Origin of the sequence: Streptomyces sp. 3214.6 (assembly GCF_900129855.1) — a bacterium.
GTDB lineage: Bacteria > Actinomycetota > Actinomycetes > Streptomycetales > Streptomycetaceae > Streptomyces > Streptomyces soliscabiei.
The window spans coordinates 7,645,935-7,663,301 of sequence record NZ_LT670819.1; the positions used below are offsets into that span (position 1 = coordinate 7,645,935).

At 72.6% G+C, this 17,367-nt stretch carries 20 protein-coding genes and 1 riboswitch; of the genes, 11 read left to right on the forward strand and 9 right to left on the reverse strand.

Features of this window, described 5'->3' with window-relative positions; translation table 11 throughout:
- Window positions 1-77: 77 nt before the first annotated feature.
- Window positions 78-217, reverse strand: a riboswitch (cobalamin riboswitch).
- Between the two features lie 147 nt (window positions 218-364).
- Together B5557_RS34585 and B5557_RS34590 are read right to left on the reverse strand one after the other, a co-directional pair.
- On the reverse strand, window positions 365-586 hold the full coding sequence (locus B5557_RS34585) for a hypothetical protein (RefSeq protein WP_079663157.1): 222 nt from the start codon (window positions 584-586) through the stop codon (window positions 365-367).
- 34 nt (window positions 587-620) lie between these two features.
- A complete protein-coding gene (locus B5557_RS34590) occupies window positions 621-1,871 on the reverse strand; it encodes an inorganic phosphate transporter (protein ID WP_079663158.1) in 1,251 nt (416 codons plus the stop codon).
- 199 nt (window positions 1,872-2,070) lie between these two features.
- On the opposite strand from B5557_RS34590, the gene B5557_RS34595 reads away from it, so the two are divergent.
- The 3 genes from B5557_RS34595 to B5557_RS34605 all read left to right on the forward strand — a co-directional run bounded on the left by B5557_RS34595 (window position 2,071) and on the right by B5557_RS34605 (window position 5,568).
- Window positions 2,071-2,784 carry a class II aldolase/adducin family protein gene (locus B5557_RS34595; protein ID WP_079663159.1) on the forward strand — a complete coding sequence of 238 codons (714 nt, stop codon included), beginning with the start codon at window positions 2,071-2,073 and terminating at the stop codon, window positions 2,782-2,784.
- Between the two features lie 45 nt (window positions 2,785-2,829).
- Entirely contained in the window at window positions 2,830-3,963 is a 1,134-nt protein-coding gene (locus tag B5557_RS34600) for an alpha/beta hydrolase (RefSeq protein ID WP_079663160.1), read from the forward strand.
- Between the two features lie 168 nt (window positions 3,964-4,131).
- A complete protein-coding gene (locus B5557_RS34605; protein WP_173877767.1) occupies window positions 4,132-5,568 on the forward strand; it encodes a hypothetical protein in 1,437 nt (478 codons plus the stop codon).
- Window positions 5,569-5,596: 28 nt separating this feature from the next.
- On the opposite strand, the gene B5557_RS34610 is transcribed toward B5557_RS34605, so the two are convergent.
- The gene (locus tag B5557_RS34610; RefSeq protein WP_079663162.1) at window positions 5,597-6,010 is read right to left on the reverse strand and encodes a VOC family protein; all 414 of its coding nucleotides are present in this window, start codon (window positions 6,008-6,010) and stop codon (window positions 5,597-5,599) included.
- A 233-nt stretch (window positions 6,011-6,243) separates the two neighbouring features.
- Between B5557_RS34610 and B5557_RS34615 the strand changes: the two genes are divergently transcribed.
- The 3 genes from B5557_RS34615 to B5557_RS34625 all read left to right on the forward strand — a co-directional run bounded on the left by B5557_RS34615 (window position 6,244) and on the right by B5557_RS34625 (window position 9,346).
- Window positions 6,244-7,842: an ABC-F family ATP-binding cassette domain-containing protein gene (locus B5557_RS34615; protein WP_079663163.1), complete on the forward strand. Its 1,599-nt coding sequence runs from the start codon at window positions 6,244-6,246 to the stop codon at window positions 7,840-7,842.
- 360 nt (window positions 7,843-8,202) lie between these two features.
- Complete coding sequence (locus tag B5557_RS34620; RefSeq protein WP_004002281.1) at window positions 8,203-8,424, forward strand: helix-turn-helix domain-containing protein; 222 nt, start codon at window positions 8,203-8,205, stop codon at window positions 8,422-8,424.
- 118 nt (window positions 8,425-8,542) lie between these two features.
- A complete protein-coding gene (locus B5557_RS34625; protein WP_079663164.1) occupies window positions 8,543-9,346 on the forward strand; it encodes an enoyl-CoA hydratase/isomerase family protein in 804 nt (267 codons plus the stop codon).
- Between the two features lie 22 nt (window positions 9,347-9,368).
- Here the strand turns inward: B5557_RS34625 and B5557_RS34630 are convergent, their stop codons facing one another.
- Window positions 9,369-10,079 carry a nucleopolyhedrovirus P10 family protein gene (locus B5557_RS34630; protein WP_079663165.1) on the reverse strand — a complete coding sequence of 237 codons (711 nt, stop codon included), beginning with the start codon at window positions 10,077-10,079 and terminating at the stop codon, window positions 9,369-9,371.
- A gap of 93 nt (window positions 10,080-10,172) precedes the next feature.
- Here B5557_RS34630 and B5557_RS34635 point away from each other — a divergent pair, with 93 nt between their 5' ends.
- Genes B5557_RS34635 through amaP form a run of 5 tightly spaced genes read left to right on the forward strand, consistent with a single transcriptional unit; the run spans window position 10,173 to window position 12,503 of the window.
- On the forward strand, window positions 10,173-10,658 hold the full coding sequence (locus B5557_RS34635; RefSeq protein ID WP_079663166.1) for an Asp23/Gls24 family envelope stress response protein: 486 nt from the start codon (window positions 10,173-10,175) through the stop codon (window positions 10,656-10,658).
- A gap of 33 nt (window positions 10,659-10,691) precedes the next feature.
- Window positions 10,692-10,883 carry a hypothetical protein gene (locus B5557_RS34640; RefSeq protein WP_079663167.1) on the forward strand — a complete coding sequence of 64 codons (192 nt, stop codon included), beginning with the start codon at window positions 10,692-10,694 and terminating at the stop codon, window positions 10,881-10,883.
- A gap of 8 nt (window positions 10,884-10,891) precedes the next feature.
- Window positions 10,892-11,287 carry an Asp23/Gls24 family envelope stress response protein gene (locus B5557_RS34645; RefSeq protein WP_079665164.1) on the forward strand — a complete coding sequence of 132 codons (396 nt, stop codon included), beginning with the start codon at window positions 10,892-10,894 and terminating at the stop codon, window positions 11,285-11,287.
- Window positions 11,284-11,919 (forward strand): DUF6286 domain-containing protein, encoded by a 636-nt coding sequence (locus B5557_RS34650; protein ID WP_079663168.1) that lies wholly within the window; start codon window positions 11,284-11,286, stop codon window positions 11,917-11,919. The genes B5557_RS34645 and B5557_RS34650 overlap by 4 nt, the downstream gene beginning before the upstream one ends.
- A 5-nt stretch (window positions 11,920-11,924) precedes the next feature.
- The gene (gene amaP, locus B5557_RS34655; RefSeq protein WP_443031302.1) at window positions 11,925-12,503 is read left to right on the forward strand and encodes an alkaline shock response membrane anchor protein AmaP; all 579 of its coding nucleotides are present in this window, start codon (window positions 11,925-11,927) and stop codon (window positions 12,501-12,503) included.
- Window positions 12,504-12,521: 18 nt separating this feature from the next.
- On the opposite strand, the gene B5557_RS34660 is transcribed toward amaP, so the two are convergent.
- From B5557_RS34660 to B5557_RS34680, 5 genes are all read right to left on the reverse strand, one after another.
- Complete coding sequence (locus B5557_RS34660) at window positions 12,522-13,277, reverse strand: SDR family oxidoreductase (protein ID WP_079663170.1); 756 nt, start codon at window positions 13,275-13,277, stop codon at window positions 12,522-12,524.
- 5 nt (window positions 13,278-13,282) lie between these two features.
- Window positions 13,283-15,070: a glycoside hydrolase family 15 protein gene (locus tag B5557_RS34665; RefSeq protein ID WP_079663171.1), complete on the reverse strand. Its 1,788-nt coding sequence runs from the start codon at window positions 15,068-15,070 to the stop codon at window positions 13,283-13,285.
- Window positions 15,071-15,161: 91 nt separating this feature from the next.
- Window positions 15,162-15,956, reverse strand: a complete 795-nt coding sequence (locus B5557_RS34670) for an SURF1 family cytochrome oxidase biogenesis protein (protein ID WP_231976123.1) — start codon at window positions 15,954-15,956, stop codon at window positions 15,162-15,164.
- A gap of 70 nt (window positions 15,957-16,026) precedes the next feature.
- Window positions 16,027-16,260 carry a hypothetical protein gene (locus B5557_RS34675; protein WP_079665165.1) on the reverse strand — a complete coding sequence of 78 codons (234 nt, stop codon included), beginning with the start codon at window positions 16,258-16,260 and terminating at the stop codon, window positions 16,027-16,029.
- 79 nt (window positions 16,261-16,339) lie between these two features.
- Window positions 16,340-17,353, reverse strand: coding sequence for a DEDDh family exonuclease (locus B5557_RS34680; protein ID WP_079663173.1), 1,014 nt, complete (start codon window positions 17,351-17,353; stop codon window positions 16,340-16,342).
- Between the last annotated feature and the right edge of the window lie 14 nt (window positions 17,354-17,367).

The following is a 17,367-nucleotide window of genomic DNA, read 5'->3' on the forward strand; positions in this document are numbered from 1 at the left end:
GCAGCGACCTGGTGCTGTGCCTCAACGGCCAAGCGGGCATGGCGATATGTCCTCACTCAGGGTGTCCACGCCCTGGTTCGACGAGACCGGCGGCGAGAGTTCCTGGCTCCCGGGGCTTACTACCCCGGTGACAGTGGCGGGACCGCGCCGGATTCGCACCGGCTTCCTCTTCTGCCGCCGTACATGGCTCGGGCAGTCCACCACGGGCCCGGAAGGGCCGTCAACTTGCTGTTGACCTGCGCGGGGAGAGTGTGCAGAACCCCACATCGGCCTGGTCCCACGGCGCGCGGAGCATGACTCGGCCCTGCCTGCGGCCGCCCGAGAGGGCGACCGCAGGCAGGGCCGGGTGAGAAACCTGTACGGCTCAGGCCACGATCAGGGAGATCCCGTAGGCCACCGCCGCCGCGCACGCCGCGAAGCAGGCGTACGCGCCCGTCACCGCGAGAGTGGCCGACCCGCCCTCTGCCGTGGCGCGTTCCTGGCGGGACAGGCCCATGATGCCCAGGGTGAACAGGGTGACGAGGCCCACGGTGACCGCGAGGCTGACACCGAAGACGGAGCCCAGGGCTGTCCAGTCGATCTTCATGCTGGTTCTCTTCCTTCGTACCGGGTGCGCGGGCTCAGACGGCCGCGGCCGGGGGAGCGGCGGGCTCGGTGGGCGCGATCGCGGTCGCCGGGGACGGGATCGTGGCCGTCAGGTCCTCGGTCACCGTGCCCGTCGGGGGCGGGGTCACCGCCGCGATCGCCGTGGTGATCACGCCCGGGGATTCCTCGGGCTCGTTGACGTTGGACGCGTCGACGACCTCACGTCGCGAGATCTTCCAGATCGCCGCGCTGGAGGCCACCAGGAAGACGGCCACGACCGCCGTGCCCCAGTCGCCGAGGTCCGTGACCGACTCGGCCAGCGCGCCCACCAGCGCCGCCGCCGGCAGCGTCAGGCCCCACGCCACGAACATGCGGGTCGCCGTCGACCAGCGGACCACGCCGCCCTTGCGGCCCAGGCCCGCGCCCATCACCGCGCCGGAGACCGAGTGGGTGGTGGAGAGGGAGAAGCCGAGGTGGGAGGAGGCCAGGATGACCGTGGCCGCGCTGGTCTGGGCGGCGAAGCCCTGCTGCGGCTGAAGGTCGGTCAGGCCCTTGCCCATGGTGCGGATGATGCGCCAGCCGCCGAGGTAGGTGCCGAGCGCGATGGCCAGGCCGGCGGAGAGGATGACCCAGACCGGCGGGTCGGAGTCGGGGGCCACGGCGCCGCCGGCGACCAGGGCGAGGGTGATGATGCCCATCGTCTTCTGCGCGTCGTTGGTGCCGTGGGCGAGGGAGACCAGGCCGGCCGAGGCGATCTGGCCGGCCCGGTAGCCCTTCTCGGCGGCCTTGCCGTCGGCCTTCTTGCCGAGGGTGTAGGAGAGGCGGGTCGCGAGCATCGCGGCGACGCCCGCGACGATGGGCGCCGCGATCGCCGGGATGAGGACCTTGGTGACCAGCGCGTCGCCGTGCACCGCGTCGAAGCCGGCCGAGGCGATGGTGGCGCCGATCAGACCGCCCATGAGGGCGTGGGAGGAGCTGGAGGGCAGGCCCACCAGCCAGGTCAGCAGGTTCCAGAGGATCGCGCCGACCAACGCGGCGAAGATGACCTCGGGACGGATGCCGGTCTCGTCGACGAGACCCTTGGAGATCGTGTTGGCGACCTCCACGGAGAGGAAAGCGCCCACCAGGTTGAGCGCGGCGGACATGGCCACCGCGACCTTGGGCTTGAGTGCACCGGTCGAGATGGTCGTGGCCATCGCGTTGGCGGTGTCATGAAAACCGTTCGTGAAATCAAACGCGAGTGCGGTTACCACCACAATCGCGAGGATCAGCGAGAAGTTTTCCATTTACCCAGGCAATCGTTCGAAGTCATCGGTCGGTTGACCGTAGGAAACCTGAGTGAACGGAAGATGAACTGAGGGGGGCTTCAGGGTGTCCGATGTCGGGGTGACTGTGCGGTCCGTACGGCTGCTCGCCGCCCGCGAGCCGCTCCGGCCGGGTCGCGCAGCCGTTGAAGAGATTCTGGTCACCCGGCAGGATCGGGGCATGGCTGAGCAGCGGCGCGACGGGCGGGGGTCCCGGGACGCGCGGGGCGGCATGTGGAGTGCGGCCCAGGCGCGGGCCTGGGAGGCGCTCGTGACGACGGCCCGCCGCACGGTGAGCGACGGCCTGGTCGTCGGCACCTCCGGCAACGTCTCCGTGCGCGTCGGCGACACCGTGCTGGTCACCCCGTCGGGCGTGCCCTACGACCGGCTCACCCCGGACGACGTCACGGGCGTCGACCTCACCGGCCGGCAGGTGCTCGGCGCCCTGGTCCCGACGAGCGAGCTGCCCATGCACCTCGCCGTCTACCGGGCCACCGACGCCGGTGCGGTCGTCCACACCCACGCCGTGCACGCCACGGCCGTCTCCACCCTCGTCGGCGAGCTTCCCCTCGTCCACTACATGGCGGGCGCGCTCGGCGGCGCCGTCCGGGTCGCCCCCTATGCGACCTACGGCACCGAGGCGTTGGCCGCCAACATGCTCGCGGCCCTCGCCGACCGCACCGGCTGCCTCCTGCAGAACCACGGCACCCTCACCTACGGCAGCACCCTCGACCAGGCCTACGACCGCACGGCCCAGCTGGAGTGGATGTGCCGGCTGTGGCTGACGGCCTCGTCGCTGCCCGGCCGCAGTCCCACCCTCCTGACGGAGGAACAGGTCGCGGAGGCGGGGGAGCGGCTGCGGGCGTACGGGCAGCGGCCTCCGTCCCGTCGGTGATGAGCTCCACTGGCCGGTCGCGACGATGGCCAGGACACTGGACGGGTGCGCACTGTCAAAGCGACGGCCGCCGCCGTCACCGCAGCCCTGGCCGCCGGCGCCGCCAGTGTCGCCGTCGGCCGGTTCGCCAGCGACGCCGCGCTGAAGGCGCCGCCCGGCCGGCCCCTGCCCACCGAACCCCGGCTCACGGTGCACCGCACGGCCGCCGGCCAGATCACCCTCACCCGCGACCTGGCCGCCCTGCGCCCCGGCACCCACGGCCTCTCCGGCAACGGCTCCCACGCGGTCGTCGGCGCCGTCCTGCCCACCGCCGCGCACTCCGCCGACACCGTCGTACGCCGCCTGGAACGCGTCACCCACGGCACGCTGAACCCCGGCGACGCGGTCTGGCTCACCCCGAATCTGTACGTCGGCGACCCCGGCAGCGCCCTCGGCCTCGACCACGCCGACATCGACGTCCCCGGCGAACTGGGAAGCCTGCCCGCCTGGTTCGTCCCCGGCGCCCGGCGCACCTGGGTGATCGCCGTGCACGGCCTGGGCACCACCCGGGAACACGCCCTGAACATCATGGGTTTCCTGCACCGCCGCCGCTTCCCCGTGCTCGCCCTCGCCTACCGCGGCGACCTCGGGGCACCCCGCTCCCCGGACAGGCTGAACCACCTCGGCGCGACCGAGTGGCGCGACCTGGACGCGGCGATGCGGTACGCCGTGCGCTACGGCGCCGAACGCGTCGTCCTGCTCGGCTGGTCCACCGGCGCCACCATGGCCCTGCGCGCCGCCGCCGACTCGGGGCTGCGCGACCTCGTCTCGGGGCTCGTGCTGGACTCCCCGGTCCTGGACTGGCGGACGACCCTGCGCGCCCTCGCCGCTGCCCGGCACACCCCCGGCCCGCTGCTGCCGCTCGCCGTCCGCGCCGCCGAGGGCCGCACCGGTCCGCACGGCGGTCCCGGCGACGGCGACGCGGCCGCCGACCCGGCCCGGCTGACGGTCCCGACCCTGATCCTGCACGGTCCCGACGACACCGTCGCGCCCTGGGGAGCCTCTCGCCGCCTCGCCGCGCGCCGGCCCGACCTCGTGGCCCTGCACACCGTCCCGCAGGCCCCGCACGGCGCCATGTGGAATGTCGACCCCGCGGCCTACGAGGAGGCCCTGCGCCGCTTCCTCACCCCCCTCATGTGAGCCTGTGGCAGAGCCGCCCGTACCGGTCGCGACCGTTCCGTTTAAGCCCGTACCACTGGCCTGAACACGTCTTCCCACCCTTCGCGGAACCCCGTGCGTTGGCCAGTCCCGTAGCCCGCCGTGACATTCCGTTTGGGTTTTCGGACCGTCAACCGGAAGACTGCACCCGTGACGTCCCGTATCCCGCGCGACTCCAGGCTTCGACTCGTCCGCCCGCGACCCCTGGCCGCCGCCCCCTCAGCTGTGAACGAGCGGCGCCCGCGCCGCCCCGCACCCCGCCCGCCGGAGGGCACCCCGGCCCCCGCGGAACTGGCCAGAATGGCGCGCTCCGGACTGGCCGCCGCGGCCCGCGTCGCCCGCTGGGCCGACAACGCCCTCGGACCCGGCCGAGACGCCGCGACCACCGACGGCAAGGCCACCCTCTCCGCCGCGACCGCCGAACGGGCGGCCAGTGATCTGGGCCTGACCACGGACCGGATCCGCGCCGACTGGGACACCGCCCGCCTCGCCGGCCTCGTCGAGGTGCATGGCGACAGCGCCCGCCCCGGCTGGCGGCTGCGCGCCTGGGACCGCGACGACAGCGCCGTCCTGCGCGGCTGGGTCGCCCTGTTCGACGCCTGGTCGCTCGCCTCCCCGGAACCCGGGGAGCAGGAGGCCGCCGCCGTCGCCGAGGTCGTCTCGGCCATGCCGCAGGTGCTCTCCTTCCTCCAGCTGTCCGCCGGGCCCGTCCCCGTGGAACAGCTCCTGGACCTGCTGCGCCAGCGCGTCACCGAACTGCGCACCGAGCGCTGCGAGGTCCCCTACGGCGCCGGCTCCGAACCCGCCACGCCCCTCGCCCCGGTCCCCTCCGCCGAGGCCGACCCGGCGGAGCCCGCGCAGGACGCCGAACTCGCCCCCCTCCTCGACTGGGCCCTGCACGCCCTCGCCTCCGTCGGCGCCCTCACCTACGGCGCCGGACAGGCCACGCTCACCCCGCTGGGCAGCTGGGCGGTCTGGGTCAAGCTGGAGCAGATCTGCGTCGCCGCGCAGAGCCCCGCCGGGAACATCGAGCAGTCGGCCGAGGGCATGCTCCGCGGCTGCGCCCAGCTCCGCCCGAACGCGGCCCGCGCCGAGTACCGAGCCTGGCTCGCCGCCCGGACCGTCAGCAGCGCCGTCACCGAGCTGCTGCTCGCCGCCCGCGGGGACGACGCCCTGCTGCGCGGCCTCGCCTTCGAGGCGCTGCGCGTCGTCGGCGCCCCCGCCGAGCCCGACGTCCGCGCGGTCGTCGACGAGCCGGCCCTGCGGCCGTACGCGCTGCTGTGGCTCGCCGAGCACGACGGCATCGACCCGGAGGACGCCCACGAGGTGCTCACCCGCGAGGAGGCCACCTGGCTGTGGGTCGACACCGCCGCCGCCGTCGCCGACCACGGCGAGGCGCCGATGCTCGTACGCCACCTGGAGTCCGCGCTGCAGCCGACCGTGCCCGCCCTGCTGACCGAGGTGCGGGCCGTGGGACACCCGCGCACCGTGCAGGTACTGGTCGCGCTCGCCGCCGCGCACCCCGACCCGGCGCTGGCCAAGGCCGTCCGCCGGGCCGCCTTCCAGGTGCACACCGGGGGCAGTTGAGCCCCCGGCCCCGGCCCCGAAGCGCCTCTCAGCCCTGTATGTCGGGCGCGTACGTGCCGAAGCTCCAGAGGTTGCCCTCGATGTCCCGGGCCAGGTAGTCCCGGGAGCCGTAGTCCTGGTCCGTCGGGGGCATCAGGATCTCCGCACCGTGCTCCACGGCCCGCCGGTGGTGTGCGTCCACGTCGTCCACCACGACGTACACCCCGGCCGGGCCCGCGCCCTTCATCGCCGTGTCGAAGACGCCGCCGCGGCCCTTCGAGCCGAGCATCACCGCGCCGTTGCCCTGCACCAGCTCGGCGTGCATCACCGTGCCGTCCTCCCCCTCGTACACGGACAGTTCGGTGAACCCCAGGGCCTCCGTGAGCTGGCGGATCGCCGCCTTCGCGTCGGCGTACAACACCGTCGGGCAGATGCTCGGACGCCCGCTGTTCGTGCCTGCCATACCGATCACTCCCTTGCGATCACTGCCGGAGATGCCATGCGCGGTCAAGTCTCGCAGCGACCACTGACAACGGCCCTCGGCAAGGGTCCGGGCACGGATCGAACACCCGAACACAGAAAAAGTGCTTGCCCCATCCCGTTAGACTGGCCCCATGGCCATTCTCCTCGCGCATTAGACGGCGGGAACGTCCTCAGCCGCCCATCCCGCCAACGACCCCGCACTGGAGTCTGTCCGTGATCTCCGCCTCCGGCATCGAGCTGCGCGCCGGTGCCCGCATCCTCATCGAGAACGCCTCCTTCCGCGTAGCCAAGGGCGACCGCATCGGCCTGGTCGGGCGCAACGGCGCCGGCAAGACCACGCTGACCAAGGTCCTGGCCGGTGAGGGCATCCCGGCCGGCGGCCAGGTCACCCGCTCCGGCGAGGTCGGCTACCTCCCGCAGGACCCCCGCACCGGCGACCTCGACGTCCTCGCCCGCGACCGCATCCTCTCCGCGCGCGGCCTGGACACGCTGATCCGCAAGATGCGCGAGAACGAACAGCGGATCGCCAATGGCTCCGGCGCCACCCGCGACAAGGCGATGCGCCAGTACGAGCGCCAGGAGACGGAGTTCCTCACCAAGGGCGGGTACGCCGCCGAGGCCGAGGCCGCCACCATCGCCGCCGCGCTCAACCTGCCCGACCGGGTGCTCGGCCAGCCCCTGCACACGCTCTCCGGCGGTCAGCGCCGCCGTGTCGAACTGGCCCGCATCCTGTTCTCCGACGCGGACACCCTGCTGCTCGACGAGCCGACGAACCACCTCGACGCCGACTCGATCGTCTGGCTGCGGGACTACCTCAAGACCTACCGCGGCGGCTTCATCGTCATCAGCCACGACGTCGACCTGGTCGAGACGGTCGTCAACAAGGTGTTCTACCTGGACGCCAACCGCTCCCAGATCGACGTCTACAACATGGGCTGGAAGCTGTACCAGCAGCAGCGCGAGGCCGATGAGAAGCGCCGCAAGCGCGAGCGGCAGAACGCCGAGAAGAAGGCCCAGGCGCTGCACTCGCAGGCCGACAAGATGCGCGCCAAGGCCACCAAGACGGTCGCCGCGCAGAACATGGCCAAGCGCGCCGACCGGCTGCTCGCCGGCCTGGAGGCGGTCCGGGTCTCCGACAAGGTCGCCAAGCTCCGTTTCCCGGAGCCGGCGCCCTGCGGCAAGACCCCGCTGATGGCCGAGGGCCTGTCGAAGTCGTACGGCTCGCTGGAGATCTTCACCGACGTCGACCTGGCCATCGACAAGGGCTCCCGGGTCGTCATCCTGGGCCTCAACGGCGCCGGCAAGACGACCCTGCTGCGGCTGCTGGGCGGGGTGGAGACGCCCGACACCGGCGAGGTCGTCCCCGGGCACGGACTCAAGCTCGGCTACTACGCCCAGGAGCACGAGACCCTCGACCCCGAGCGTTCGGTCCTGGAGAACATGCGCTCCGCGGCCCCCGACCTGGACCTCGTCGAGGTCCGCAAGGTGCTGGGCTCGTTCCTGTTCTCCGGTGACGACGTCGACAAGCCGGCCGGTGTCCTGTCCGGCGGCGAGAAGACCCGGCTGGCCCTGGCCACCCTCGTGGTCTCCTCGGCCAACGTGCTGCTGCTCGACGAGCCCACCAACAACCTCGACCCGGCCAGCCGCGAGGAGATCCTCGGCGCGCTGCGTACCTACAAGGGCGCGGTCGTCCTCGTCACGCACGACGAGGGCGCAGTGGAGGCGCTGCAGCCCGAGCGGATCATCCTGCTGCCCGACGGCGTCGAGGACCTGTGGGGCTCCGACTACGCGGATCTGGTCGCTCTGGCCTGATCGAGAGCGTGATCCACGCAACCGGACGGTGCCTCTGGATCATTCTTCTGGATCATTCGGCCTACCGGTGATCCATCATCTGTGTGAGATCTCCTCGTATCGAGGTGTGTCCTACACGGATTTCGCGGCCGATCCCTTTGTCGACAAGGGGTCGGCCGTCGCGCGTCCCTGACCTGCTGCTTCGCACGACAACTCGTTCGGCCCCACGAACATCATCGGGTGGAATCACAGATTCCACTTGTGGGGACGCGCTCCTGTCGTCAAAACCCTCATCCACGGACCTTGCCGAATGGGTGGCCATCGCGCCTCGGAGGGGTGATCATGAGGAGACCAGAGCGCACTTCCCATGAGGAGGCACGGGTGGCCGAGACTCTGAAGAAGGGCAGCCGGGTGACCGGCGCCGCGCGCGACAAGCTCGCGGCAGACCTGAAGAAGAAGTACGACTCCGGTGCGAGCATCCGGGCGCTGGCCGAGGAGACCGGCCGCTCGTATGGCTTCGTGCACCGGATGCTCAGCGAGTCGGGCGTCACGCTGCGTGGGCGTGGCGGGGCGACACGAGGCAAGAAGGCCGCCTCGTCCTGACCCCGGGCGGCCCACCGGCTTCGATGGTGGCCACCCGGTCGGTCCTTCGATCGGCCGGGTGGTTACTGTGCAGTCACTTAGCTGACCGCTAGCTGACCGCACTCATCGGAGGCGCCCCATGGCCACGCCCGACCAGGAACTCGTTCCCCTGCTCGACAAGGACGGCGTACGGCTCACCGTCGACGACGCGCTCGCCACGGTGACGCTGGTCAATCCGGCCAAGCGCAATGCGCAGAGCCCCGCGATGTGGCGGGCGCTCGCCGAGGCCGGGCGACTGGTGCCGGGCTCCGTCCGCGTGGTCGTGCTGCGCGGCGAGGGCAAGTCCTTCTCCGCGGGGCTCGACCGGCAGATGTTCACGCCCGAGGGGATCGAGGGCGAGCGGTCCTTCATCGATCTCGCGCGCAGTGGCGACGCCGAACTCGACGCCGCCATCGCCGGGTTCCAGGAGGGCTTCACCTGGTGGCGACGCAACGACCTCGTGTCCATCGCCGCCGTCCAGGGCCACGCCATCGGCGCGGGCTTCCAGCTGGCCCTCGCCTGTGACCTGCGCGTCGTCGCCGACGACGTGCAGTTCGCCATGCGGGAGACCAGCCTGGGCCTGGTACCTGACCTGACGGGCACGCATCCCCTCGTCTCGCTGGTCGGCTACGGCCGCGCGGCCGAGATCTGCCTGACGGGCCGGTTCGTGCACGCCGACGAAGCGGTGAGCTCCGGGCTCGCCAACCTCGCCGTGCCCGCCGGGGAACTCGACACGGCGACCCGTGAGCTGGCCGCGGCGATCCTGGCCGCCCCCCGCGAGGCCGTCATCGAGACCAAGGCGCTGCTGCGCGGCGCCGGCGAACGCACCTACGACGAACAACGCGCCGCCGAGCGCGCAGCCCAGTCCCGCCGTCTGCGGGACATGGCCGGCCTGGGTGAATGAGCCGCGCCGCGGCAGGCGTCCGTCACTCCACCGCCGTGACCACGACGGTCACCGTCGGGTGATCCCGTAGGGCCCGCGCCACCGCCCCGCGCACCTCCCGGGCCACTTCCAGGACCTGGTGGTTCGCGCTCACCGCGATCTCCACGCGCGCGTGGCGGTGCGGCAGGGCGGTGGCGTGCGGCAGTTCCTCGACGCGTACCGCCCGGCCGAGGACGTCGGTCATCCGGGTCACCCCTGCCACGGCCAGGGCGGCGACGGTCGCGCGTGCCTCGTCGCCGTGCTGGGTCCTCCCGACGGGCGGCGGCTCGGGAGCGGGCCGTACCGCCTCCGGACCCGGGGCCTCGTCCAGCAGGGCCGTCACCCGCAGGTCCACCTCCGCCACCACCAGGCCGAGACGATCCGTCGCGGCCGCCGCCAGGGCCGTGCGCAGGCGGGTTGCCTGTGCCGGCAGCGGCTCGGTCGAGGAGGCGGCGAACTCCGCCGTCACCCGCAGCGGTCCGGGCGGCAGCGCGCTCGGCGGTGGCGGTACGGCGGGCTCGTACAACCCCGCCGGGTCCACCGCCGCGATCCGCAGCGCGCCCAACCGCACCCCCGCCACGCCCCCCACCGCCCGGCGCAGCACCGTGCGGGCCGCGTCCTCCGCGATCCACGCCCCGTCGCGCGGCCCACCCAGGGGGAGCAGTCTTCCGAGGCCCAGCTGGTGCCGCACGGCACTCGTCCACCCGTCCGTCATTCCTCCAGCCTGCCGCATTCCCGGCGCGCTGTCGGGCAACCGCGCTTACGGTGGTCGAGGGGACGACAGAACCGGACGTAAGGACGTACGGCGATGACCGAGACAACGGAGCAGAACCGGACGCAGACCCCTGACAGCGGCGCCGACCCGCTGCAGACCCGCAAGGCCTCCGCCAGGCGTGGCGGCGGGGACCCGGCGACCCGCGGGCGGACCACCATCGCCGACGGAGTCGTGGAGAAGATCGCAGGCCTGGCGACACGGGACGTCGTCGGCGTGCACGCGATGGGCAGCGGCCTGAGCCGCACCTTCGGCGCCGTACGGGACCGCGTGCCCGGCGGGGCGAAGTCCGTGACGCGCGGCGTCAAGGCCGAGGTCGGCGAGGTGCAGACCGCTCTCGACCTGGAGATCGTCGTCGACTACGGCGTGTCGATCACCGAGGTCTCGCGGGACGTGCGCGAGAACGTGATCGCGGCCGTGGAGCGGATGACAGGACTGGAGGTCGTCGAGGTCAACATCGCGGTGAGCGATGTCAAACTGCCCGAAGAAGAGGAAGAGGAGCCGGAGCCCCGGATCCAGTGAGGTGGCAGTGAGGACTGCCGAGGGGAGCGCACCTTGAGCATGGCCGTGGTTGGCATGATCGCCGGCATGGCGCTGGGCTTCGCCGGATACTTCGGCGGGTTCGGAGCCTTCCTGCTGGTGGCGGCACTGGGCGCCATCGGCTTCGTCGTCGGCCGGTTCCTGGAAGGGGACCTGGAACTCGGCGACTTCTTCCGCACCCGCACCCGTGACGACCGACGCCGGTGACGGCGGCGATGGCGACGGCGGCGGCGAAGGCGAACGAGGGGAGCGACGCCCCGGACAGACGCTCGGCGGCCGTTCCCCCCGGCCGACGCGGCGCGACCCGGATCGCCGACCGGGTCGTGGCGAAGATCGCCGCCCAGGCCGCCCGCGAGGCGCTGGGCCCCCTGCCCGCGGACGCCGGTCGCCCGCACGCCACCGTCCTCGTCCGCCATGACGCCGCGCACGTCAGAGTCCACCTGGAGCTCGACTACCCGACCGACATCGGGGCCCGCTGTCATGAGGTGCGTCGTCATGTCACCGAGCGGGTAGGCGCGTTGGTGGGAATGGAGGTTCCGGAGGTCGCCGTCCAGGTGGAACGGCTGCACCTGACATCGGCCCCCGGCGTGGCACACGGGAGGACGCGATGAGCGAGCCCGCAGGCTTGCAGGGCACTGCGCCCGTTCTGGAGAAGCCCCCGCAGGACACCGACTCGGGACAGGGAGGTGACACAGGCCCCGCCAACCACCGGTTCTGGTCGGCGCGCCGCGTCCCCGCCGCCGTGGTCGCGGTGCTGCTGCTGGTCGTCTCGGGCGCCTTCCTCTACGACGTCGCCGCCGTCCGCGCCCACCGGCCCGTCATGGCCTGGCGGCGCGAGCTCGCCCGGCAGCTCGCCGAACGCCCCCTCGACGACGTCTGGGTGCTGATCGGCGCCGGGGTCGCGGCGGCCCTCGGCCTGTGGCTGGTCGTCCTGGCCGTCACCCCGGGCCTGAGGGACGTCCTGCCGATGACCCGCCCCCACGCCGACGTCCGCGCCGGCCTCCACCGGGGCGCGGCCGCCCTGGTGCTGCGCGACCGGGCCATGGAGATCGCCGGCGTGCAGTCGGCCCGGGTGCGCGTCGGCCGCCGCAGGGCCGACGTCCGCGTGGTCTCCCACTTCCGCGACCTGGACGATGTGCACGCCGACCTGGAGGCCGTCCTCACCGACGCGGTCCGTGGACTGGGCCTGACCCGGCCGCCCGCGCTCTCGGTCCATGCACGGCGGCCCGGGAAGAAGGGGTGAAGGCGATGCTCGGCACCGTCAACCGGGTGCTCCTCGGCGTCGTCGGGCTGGTGCTGCTTGCCGTCGGCGGCGCGGTCCTGGCCGTCGGCCTGGGCGCCCCGTCGCCGTCCTGGTGGCTGCACCAAGGCCCCCACGACAGCCTCCTCACCACTACCGAACGCACCCGCTGGCGCGACGAGACCTGGTGGTGGCCGACGGTCATCGCGAGCCTCGCCCTCCTCGTGCTGCTCGCCCTGTGGTGGCTGACCGCGGTCCTGCGCCGGCGCCGGCTCGGCGAGCTCCTCGTCGACACGGGCGACGGCGCGGGCGCCCTGTTGCGGGGCCGCGCCCTGGAGGGCGTACTCGCGGGCGAGGCGGGCCGGATGGACGGCGTCGCCCACGCCCACGTCCAGCTCACGGGCCGGAGGGAGGCTCCCGAGGCACATGTACGGCTGCTCCTGGAGCCGCATGTCGACCCGGCGACGACCCTGGACCGTCTGACGACTCAGGCCCTCACCCACGCCAAGGATTCCGCGGCCCTGAAGGCGCTGCCGGCCGAGGTGCGGATGAAGGCGGCCAAGCACAAGGCGGAAAGGGTGAGTTGAGGCTGTGCGACGAGACTCTCAGAACCCGTGCCGCATTCCGCCGTCGACCGGCAGCATGATTCCCGTCAGATAGGAAGCCGCCGGCGAGAGCAGGAACGCGGCCGCGCGGCCGAACTCCTCCGGCCTCCCGTACCGCCGCAACGGGATCCGGGACTCGTTGGCGGCCCGAGTGGCCTCGGGGTCGGCCGACAGGCCGTCCAGCTCGCGCACGCGATCCGTGTCGATCCGCGCCGGCAGCAGCCCGACCACGCGGATCCCCCGAGGCCCCAGCTCGTCGGCGAGCGACTTCGCGAACCCGGCCAGCCCCGGCCGCAGCCCGTTGGAGATCGTCAGCCCGGGAATCGGCTCGTGCACCGACCCCGACAGCACGAACCCGATGACACCGCCCGCCTCCAGCTCGGCGGCAGCCGTCCGCGCGAGCCGGACCGCCCCCAGGAACACCGACTCGAACGCGGCCTGCCACTGCTCGTCGGTGTTGTCCGCGACGAACCCGGGCGGCGGACCGCCCACGCTCACCAGCACCCCGTCGAACCCGCCGAAGGCCTCCCGCGCCGCGGCGATCAGCCGGGCCGCCGCCCCGGCGTCGGCGTTGTCCACGGCGACACCGACGGCGTTCGCCCCCAGCTCGGCCGCGGCGTCGGCGACACGCTTGTCGTCCCGCCCGGTCAGCACGACCTTCGCGCCGTCCGCGACGAGCTCACGCGCGGCGGCGTTGCCCAGGCCCCGCGTGGCCCCGGTGACGACGTACACCCGGTCCTTCAGTCCAAGATCCATGGCCCCTATCCTGCCCCCTCGCCGTCGTACAGGGCGAGGGCGGTGTTCACCAGGCCGATGTGACTGAACGCCTGCGGGAAGTTGCCCAGGTGCCGGCCGGCCACCGGGTCGTACTCCTCCGCCAGCAGCCCCACGTCGTTGGTCAGGCCGACGAGCCGTTCGAACAGCTCCCGCGCCTCCTGCGTACGGCCCGTCATGTGCAGGGCGTCCGCGAGCCAGAACGAGCAGGCCAGGAAGGTGCCCTCGTCACCCGGCAGACCGTCGACGGGCGCGCCGTCGGTGCTGTAGCGGCGCACCAGGCCGCCGTGCCCGAGTTCGTCGCGGATCGCGTCGACGGTGCCGACCACCCGCGGGTCGTCCGGCGGCAGGAAGCCGACGCGCGGGATGAGCAGCAGCGAGGCGTCCAGGTCTGCCGAGCCGTAGAACTGGGTGAAGGTGTTGCGCCGCGGGTCGTAGCCCTTCTCGCACACCTCGCGGTGCACTTCGTCGCGCAGGGCCCGCCAGCCCTCCAGGTCGCCGCGCAGCTTCGGGTACTCCTCCAGCGTGCGGACGGCGCGGTCGGCGGCCACCCACACCATCACCTTGGAGTGCACGAACTGGCGTCGGCCGCCGCGCACCTCCCACAGGCCCTCGTCCGGCTGCCGCCAGTTCTCGGCCAGCCACTTCATCAGCGCGCTCTGCAACGACCACATGTGCGGCTTGGGTGACATGCCGGAGGTGCGGGCCAGCGACAGCGAGTCCATCACCTCGCCGTAGACGTCCAGTTGCAGCTGGTCGACGGCTCCGTTGCCGATGCGTACGGGCGTGGAGCCGCCGTAGCCGGACAGCCACGGCAGCTCGCACTCGGGCAGCCGGCGCTCGCCCGCGAGCCCGTACATGATCTGCAGGTCCGCCGGGTCGCCCGCGACGGCGCGCAGCAGCCAGTTGCGCCAGTTCTCGGCCTCCTCCTGGTAGCCGGCCGCCAGCAGGGCGCCGAGGGTGAGGGTGGAGTCGCGCAGCCAGCAGTAGCGGTAGTCCCAGTTGCGCACCCCGCCCAACTCCTCCGGCAGGGAGGTGGTGAGCGCGGCGACGATGCCGCCGGTGGGGGCGTAGGTGAGGGCCTTCAGGGTGATCAGGGAGCGGACGACGGCGTCCCGGTGGGGTCCCTCGTAGCGGCAGCGGGCGGCCCACTCCTGCCAGTCCTCGACGCTGGTGCGCAGCGCCTCCCACGGGTCGACGAGCGACGGCCGGGACTCGTGCGAGGGGTGCCAGGTCAGCACGAACGCCACCGACTCGCCCTCGGCGACGGTGAACTCCGAATACGTGCGGAAGTCCTCGCCCCAGGTGCGCACGGCCGGCTCGCTGCGGAACCAGACCGCGTCGGGACCGGCGATCGCCACCCGGTGCCCGTCGACCCGGCGCATCCAGGGCACGACCCAGCCGTAGTCGAAACGCAGCCGCAGCGTGCTGCGGACGGTGACCCGGCCGCGCAGTCCCTCGACGATGCGGACGACGTCGGGGGCCCGGTCGCGTTGGGGCATCAGGTCGGTGACCCGGATCGCGCCCTCGGCGGTCTCCCACTCGGTGTCCAGGACGAGGGTGTCGGGCCGGTAGGCGCGCCGGGTGCAGGCACCCTTCACTCCCTTGGGGGCGATGCGCCAGTGGCCGTTCTCGTCGCCTCCGAGGAGGCGGGCGAAGCAGGCGCCGGAGTCGAACCGGGGCAGGCAGAGCCAGTCGACGGAACCGTCGACGCCGACCAGAGCCGCGGTCTGTTCGTCGCCGATGAGCGCGTAGTCCTCGATACGGGGGTGCACGGGGTGCGGGTTCCCAGCAGACCCGGGGGGCAATCAGGGGTGCGGCCGGGAGGGTGACCCCAGGCTCACCGCGGCGCGCTCCCTTCCACCGCTACACCGCTGCCGGTTCGGCCTGTTCTTCCGTTTCCTTCGCCGCCGCCTGGGCGCGGTCGCGGGCCTCGCGGCGGGCCTGGACCACCCAGCCGAAGGGGACGCCCGCCGCGAACAGCCACCACTGAATGGCGTACGCGTAGTTCAGGGCCGCGTCCTCCTTGCCGGGCGCCCCGACCAGTTCGGGGCTGTCGCCCTTCGGCTCGGGTGCGGTCTGCGCGATATAGCCGCCGAGTACCTGGGCGCCGAGCCGCTGGGCCTGCTGCGCGCTGTTGATCAGCATGATCTGCCGGTCCGGCAGCCCCTTGAGGTTCTTGATGCCGCTCGCCGCGGTCGTCTCGTCGGGCATCAGCCGCCCGGTGACGGTGGTCCGGCCGCTCGGCGGCGCGGGGACCTTGGGGAACACGGTCTGGCTCGGACCGTCCGCGGGGATCCAGCCCCGGTTGACCAGCAGCACCTTGCCGTCCGTCAGGACGAGCGGCGTGAGGACGTGGAAGCCGACCGTCTCGTCGGCGTTGACCCGGCGCCTGACGACGACCTCGTGCGCGGTGTCGAAGGTGCCGGTGGCGGTCACGCTCCGATACCGCTCGCCGCGGGTGACGGTGTGCCCCGGGGTGGTCAGCCGCTCCACGGGCACCGGATCGGCGCCCAGCGCGTCGGAGACCAACTGGTTGCGCGCGGTGCGCTCGTCGTAGCGGTGCATCTGCCAGAAGCCCAGCCTGATCATCGTGGGGATGAGGAGGAGAGCGACCAGCGTGAGGATCACCCACTGCCGGGACAACAGGAAGCGGTACACCCCACGACCGTACAACTCGGTCGTGGGGCGCATTCGGGCGGGTACCGGAAGGGAGGCCTCCGGGGTCGGCTCACACCTTGTCGACGATCCCCACCCTGCCCTCCGCGCGGGCGCAGTGCGCGCCGCAGAACCAGTGCCCCTCGACCTCGACGCCCTGGCCGATGATCTGGACCCGGCAGTGCTCGCAGATGGGGGCCATGCGGTGGATCGCACAGGAGAAGCAGTCGAAGACGTGCACCGCGCCCTGGGCATGGACCTCGAAGGTCATTCCGTAGTCATTGCCGCAAACTTCGCATCTCGCCATGCGCCACAGGGTGGGCGCTCGCCCCCGGGCGGGCGAGCGGACGGCGGGCGAGTCGCGCGTCAATCACCCGTACGTACGGTCACCCGTCGGCCGGCTCCACGTCCCGCAGGAGTTGCCCGAAGGCGGCCTCGTCCACGACGGGCGTCCCGAACTGCCGGGCCTTGACCACCTTCGACGTGCCGGATTCGGGGTCGTTGGTGACCAGCAGGCTGGTCACCCGGGACAGACTCGTGGCGACGTGCAGCCCCGCCTCCGTGGCGCGGTCCTCCAGCAGCTCACGCTCGACCGACGTGTCCCCCGAGAAGGCGACCCGCATGCCCTGCTTGAGCCTTTTGCCGTCCTCGTACCGCCCGGGGTTGGGGTACGGACAGGCGGGCCTCTTGCGGGACGGCCGCCAACTGCCGGGCCGGTAACCGCCGTAGCCGCCGCCATAGCCGCCGCCCGGGCCGCTCGCCTGCTGTCCGATCCGGGGCGCGGGCCGGTCGGACCACTCCGTCAGCGGCCGGCACTCCAGCAGCGGCAGCCGGACTCCGCCCGCCGCCGCGGCCCGCAGACTCGGCCGGAACGCCTCCGCGAGCACACGCGCGTCGTCGAGCGCATGATGTGCCCGCTGCTGGACGACGCCGAAGTGGGCCGCCAGCGACTCCAGCTTGTGGTTGGGCAGCGGCAGCCCCAGCTCCTTGGAGAGCGCGATGGTGCACAGCCGCTGCCGCACCGGCGCCTCGCGCTCCGCGCGCGCGTACTCCCGCGCGATCATCTGCCAGTCGAAGACCGCGTTGTGGGCGACGAGCACCCGCCCGTCGAGCCGGGCCGCGAACTCCTCGGCGACGTCCTGGAAAAGAGGCGCGCCCTGAAGTACCTCGCTCGTCAGACCGTGTATCCACACCGGCCCCGGATCGCGCTCCGGGTTGACCAGCGTGTACCAGTGGTCCTCGACCTCACCGCGCGCGTCCAGCCGGTAGACGGCGGCGGAGATGATCCGGTCGTCCCGGGCCAGGCCCGTGGTCTCCACGTCAACGACCGCATACCCCTGGGGATACGCGGTCGGCCACTCCGTGGGGGACGGCGCTGTTGTCGTGTGGTCTTCGAGCATGGTCACTGAGGATA

What these genes read in the sequence shown, in the direction of transcription:
- B5557_RS34625 (WP_079663164.1), top strand. Translation starts at nt 8,543, where the DNA reads ATGGCCACGCCCGACCAGGAACTCGTTCCCCTGCTCGACAAGGACGGC.
- B5557_RS34660 (WP_079663170.1), bottom strand. Translation starts at nt 13,277, where the DNA reads ATGGATCTTGGACTGAAGGACCGGGTGTACGTCGTCACCGGGGCCACG.
- B5557_RS34585 (WP_079663157.1), bottom strand. Translation starts at nt 586, where the DNA reads ATGAAGATCGACTGGACAGCCCTGGGCTCCGTCTTCGGTGTCAGCCTC.
- B5557_RS34590 (WP_079663158.1), bottom strand. Translation starts at nt 1,871, where the DNA reads ATGGAAAACTTCTCGCTGATCCTCGCGATTGTGGTGGTAACCGCACTC.
- B5557_RS34675 (WP_079665165.1), bottom strand. Translation starts at nt 16,260, where the DNA reads ATGGCGAGATGCGAAGTTTGCGGCAATGACTACGGAATGACCTTCGAG.
- B5557_RS34645 (WP_079665164.1), top strand. Translation starts at nt 10,892, where the DNA reads ATGGCGACGGCGGCGGCGAAGGCGAACGAGGGGAGCGACGCCCCGGAC.
- B5557_RS34635 (WP_079663166.1), top strand. Translation starts at nt 10,173, where the DNA reads ATGACCGAGACAACGGAGCAGAACCGGACGCAGACCCCTGACAGCGGC.
- B5557_RS34610 (WP_079663162.1), bottom strand. Translation starts at nt 6,010, where the DNA reads ATGGCAGGCACGAACAGCGGGCGTCCGAGCATCTGCCCGACGGTGTTG.
- B5557_RS34595 (WP_079663159.1), top strand. Translation starts at nt 2,071, where the DNA reads ATGGCTGAGCAGCGGCGCGACGGGCGGGGGTCCCGGGACGCGCGGGGC.
- amaP (WP_443031302.1), top strand. Translation starts at nt 11,925, where the DNA reads ATGCTCGGCACCGTCAACCGGGTGCTCCTCGGCGTCGTCGGGCTGGTG.
- B5557_RS34680 (WP_079663173.1), bottom strand. Translation starts at nt 17,353, where the DNA reads ATGCTCGAAGACCACACGACAACAGCGCCGTCCCCCACGGAGTGGCCG.
- B5557_RS34630 (WP_079663165.1), bottom strand. Translation starts at nt 10,079, where the DNA reads ATGACGGACGGGTGGACGAGTGCCGTGCGGCACCAGCTGGGCCTCGGA.
- B5557_RS34650 (WP_079663168.1), top strand. Translation starts at nt 11,284, where the DNA reads ATGAGCGAGCCCGCAGGCTTGCAGGGCACTGCGCCCGTTCTGGAGAAG.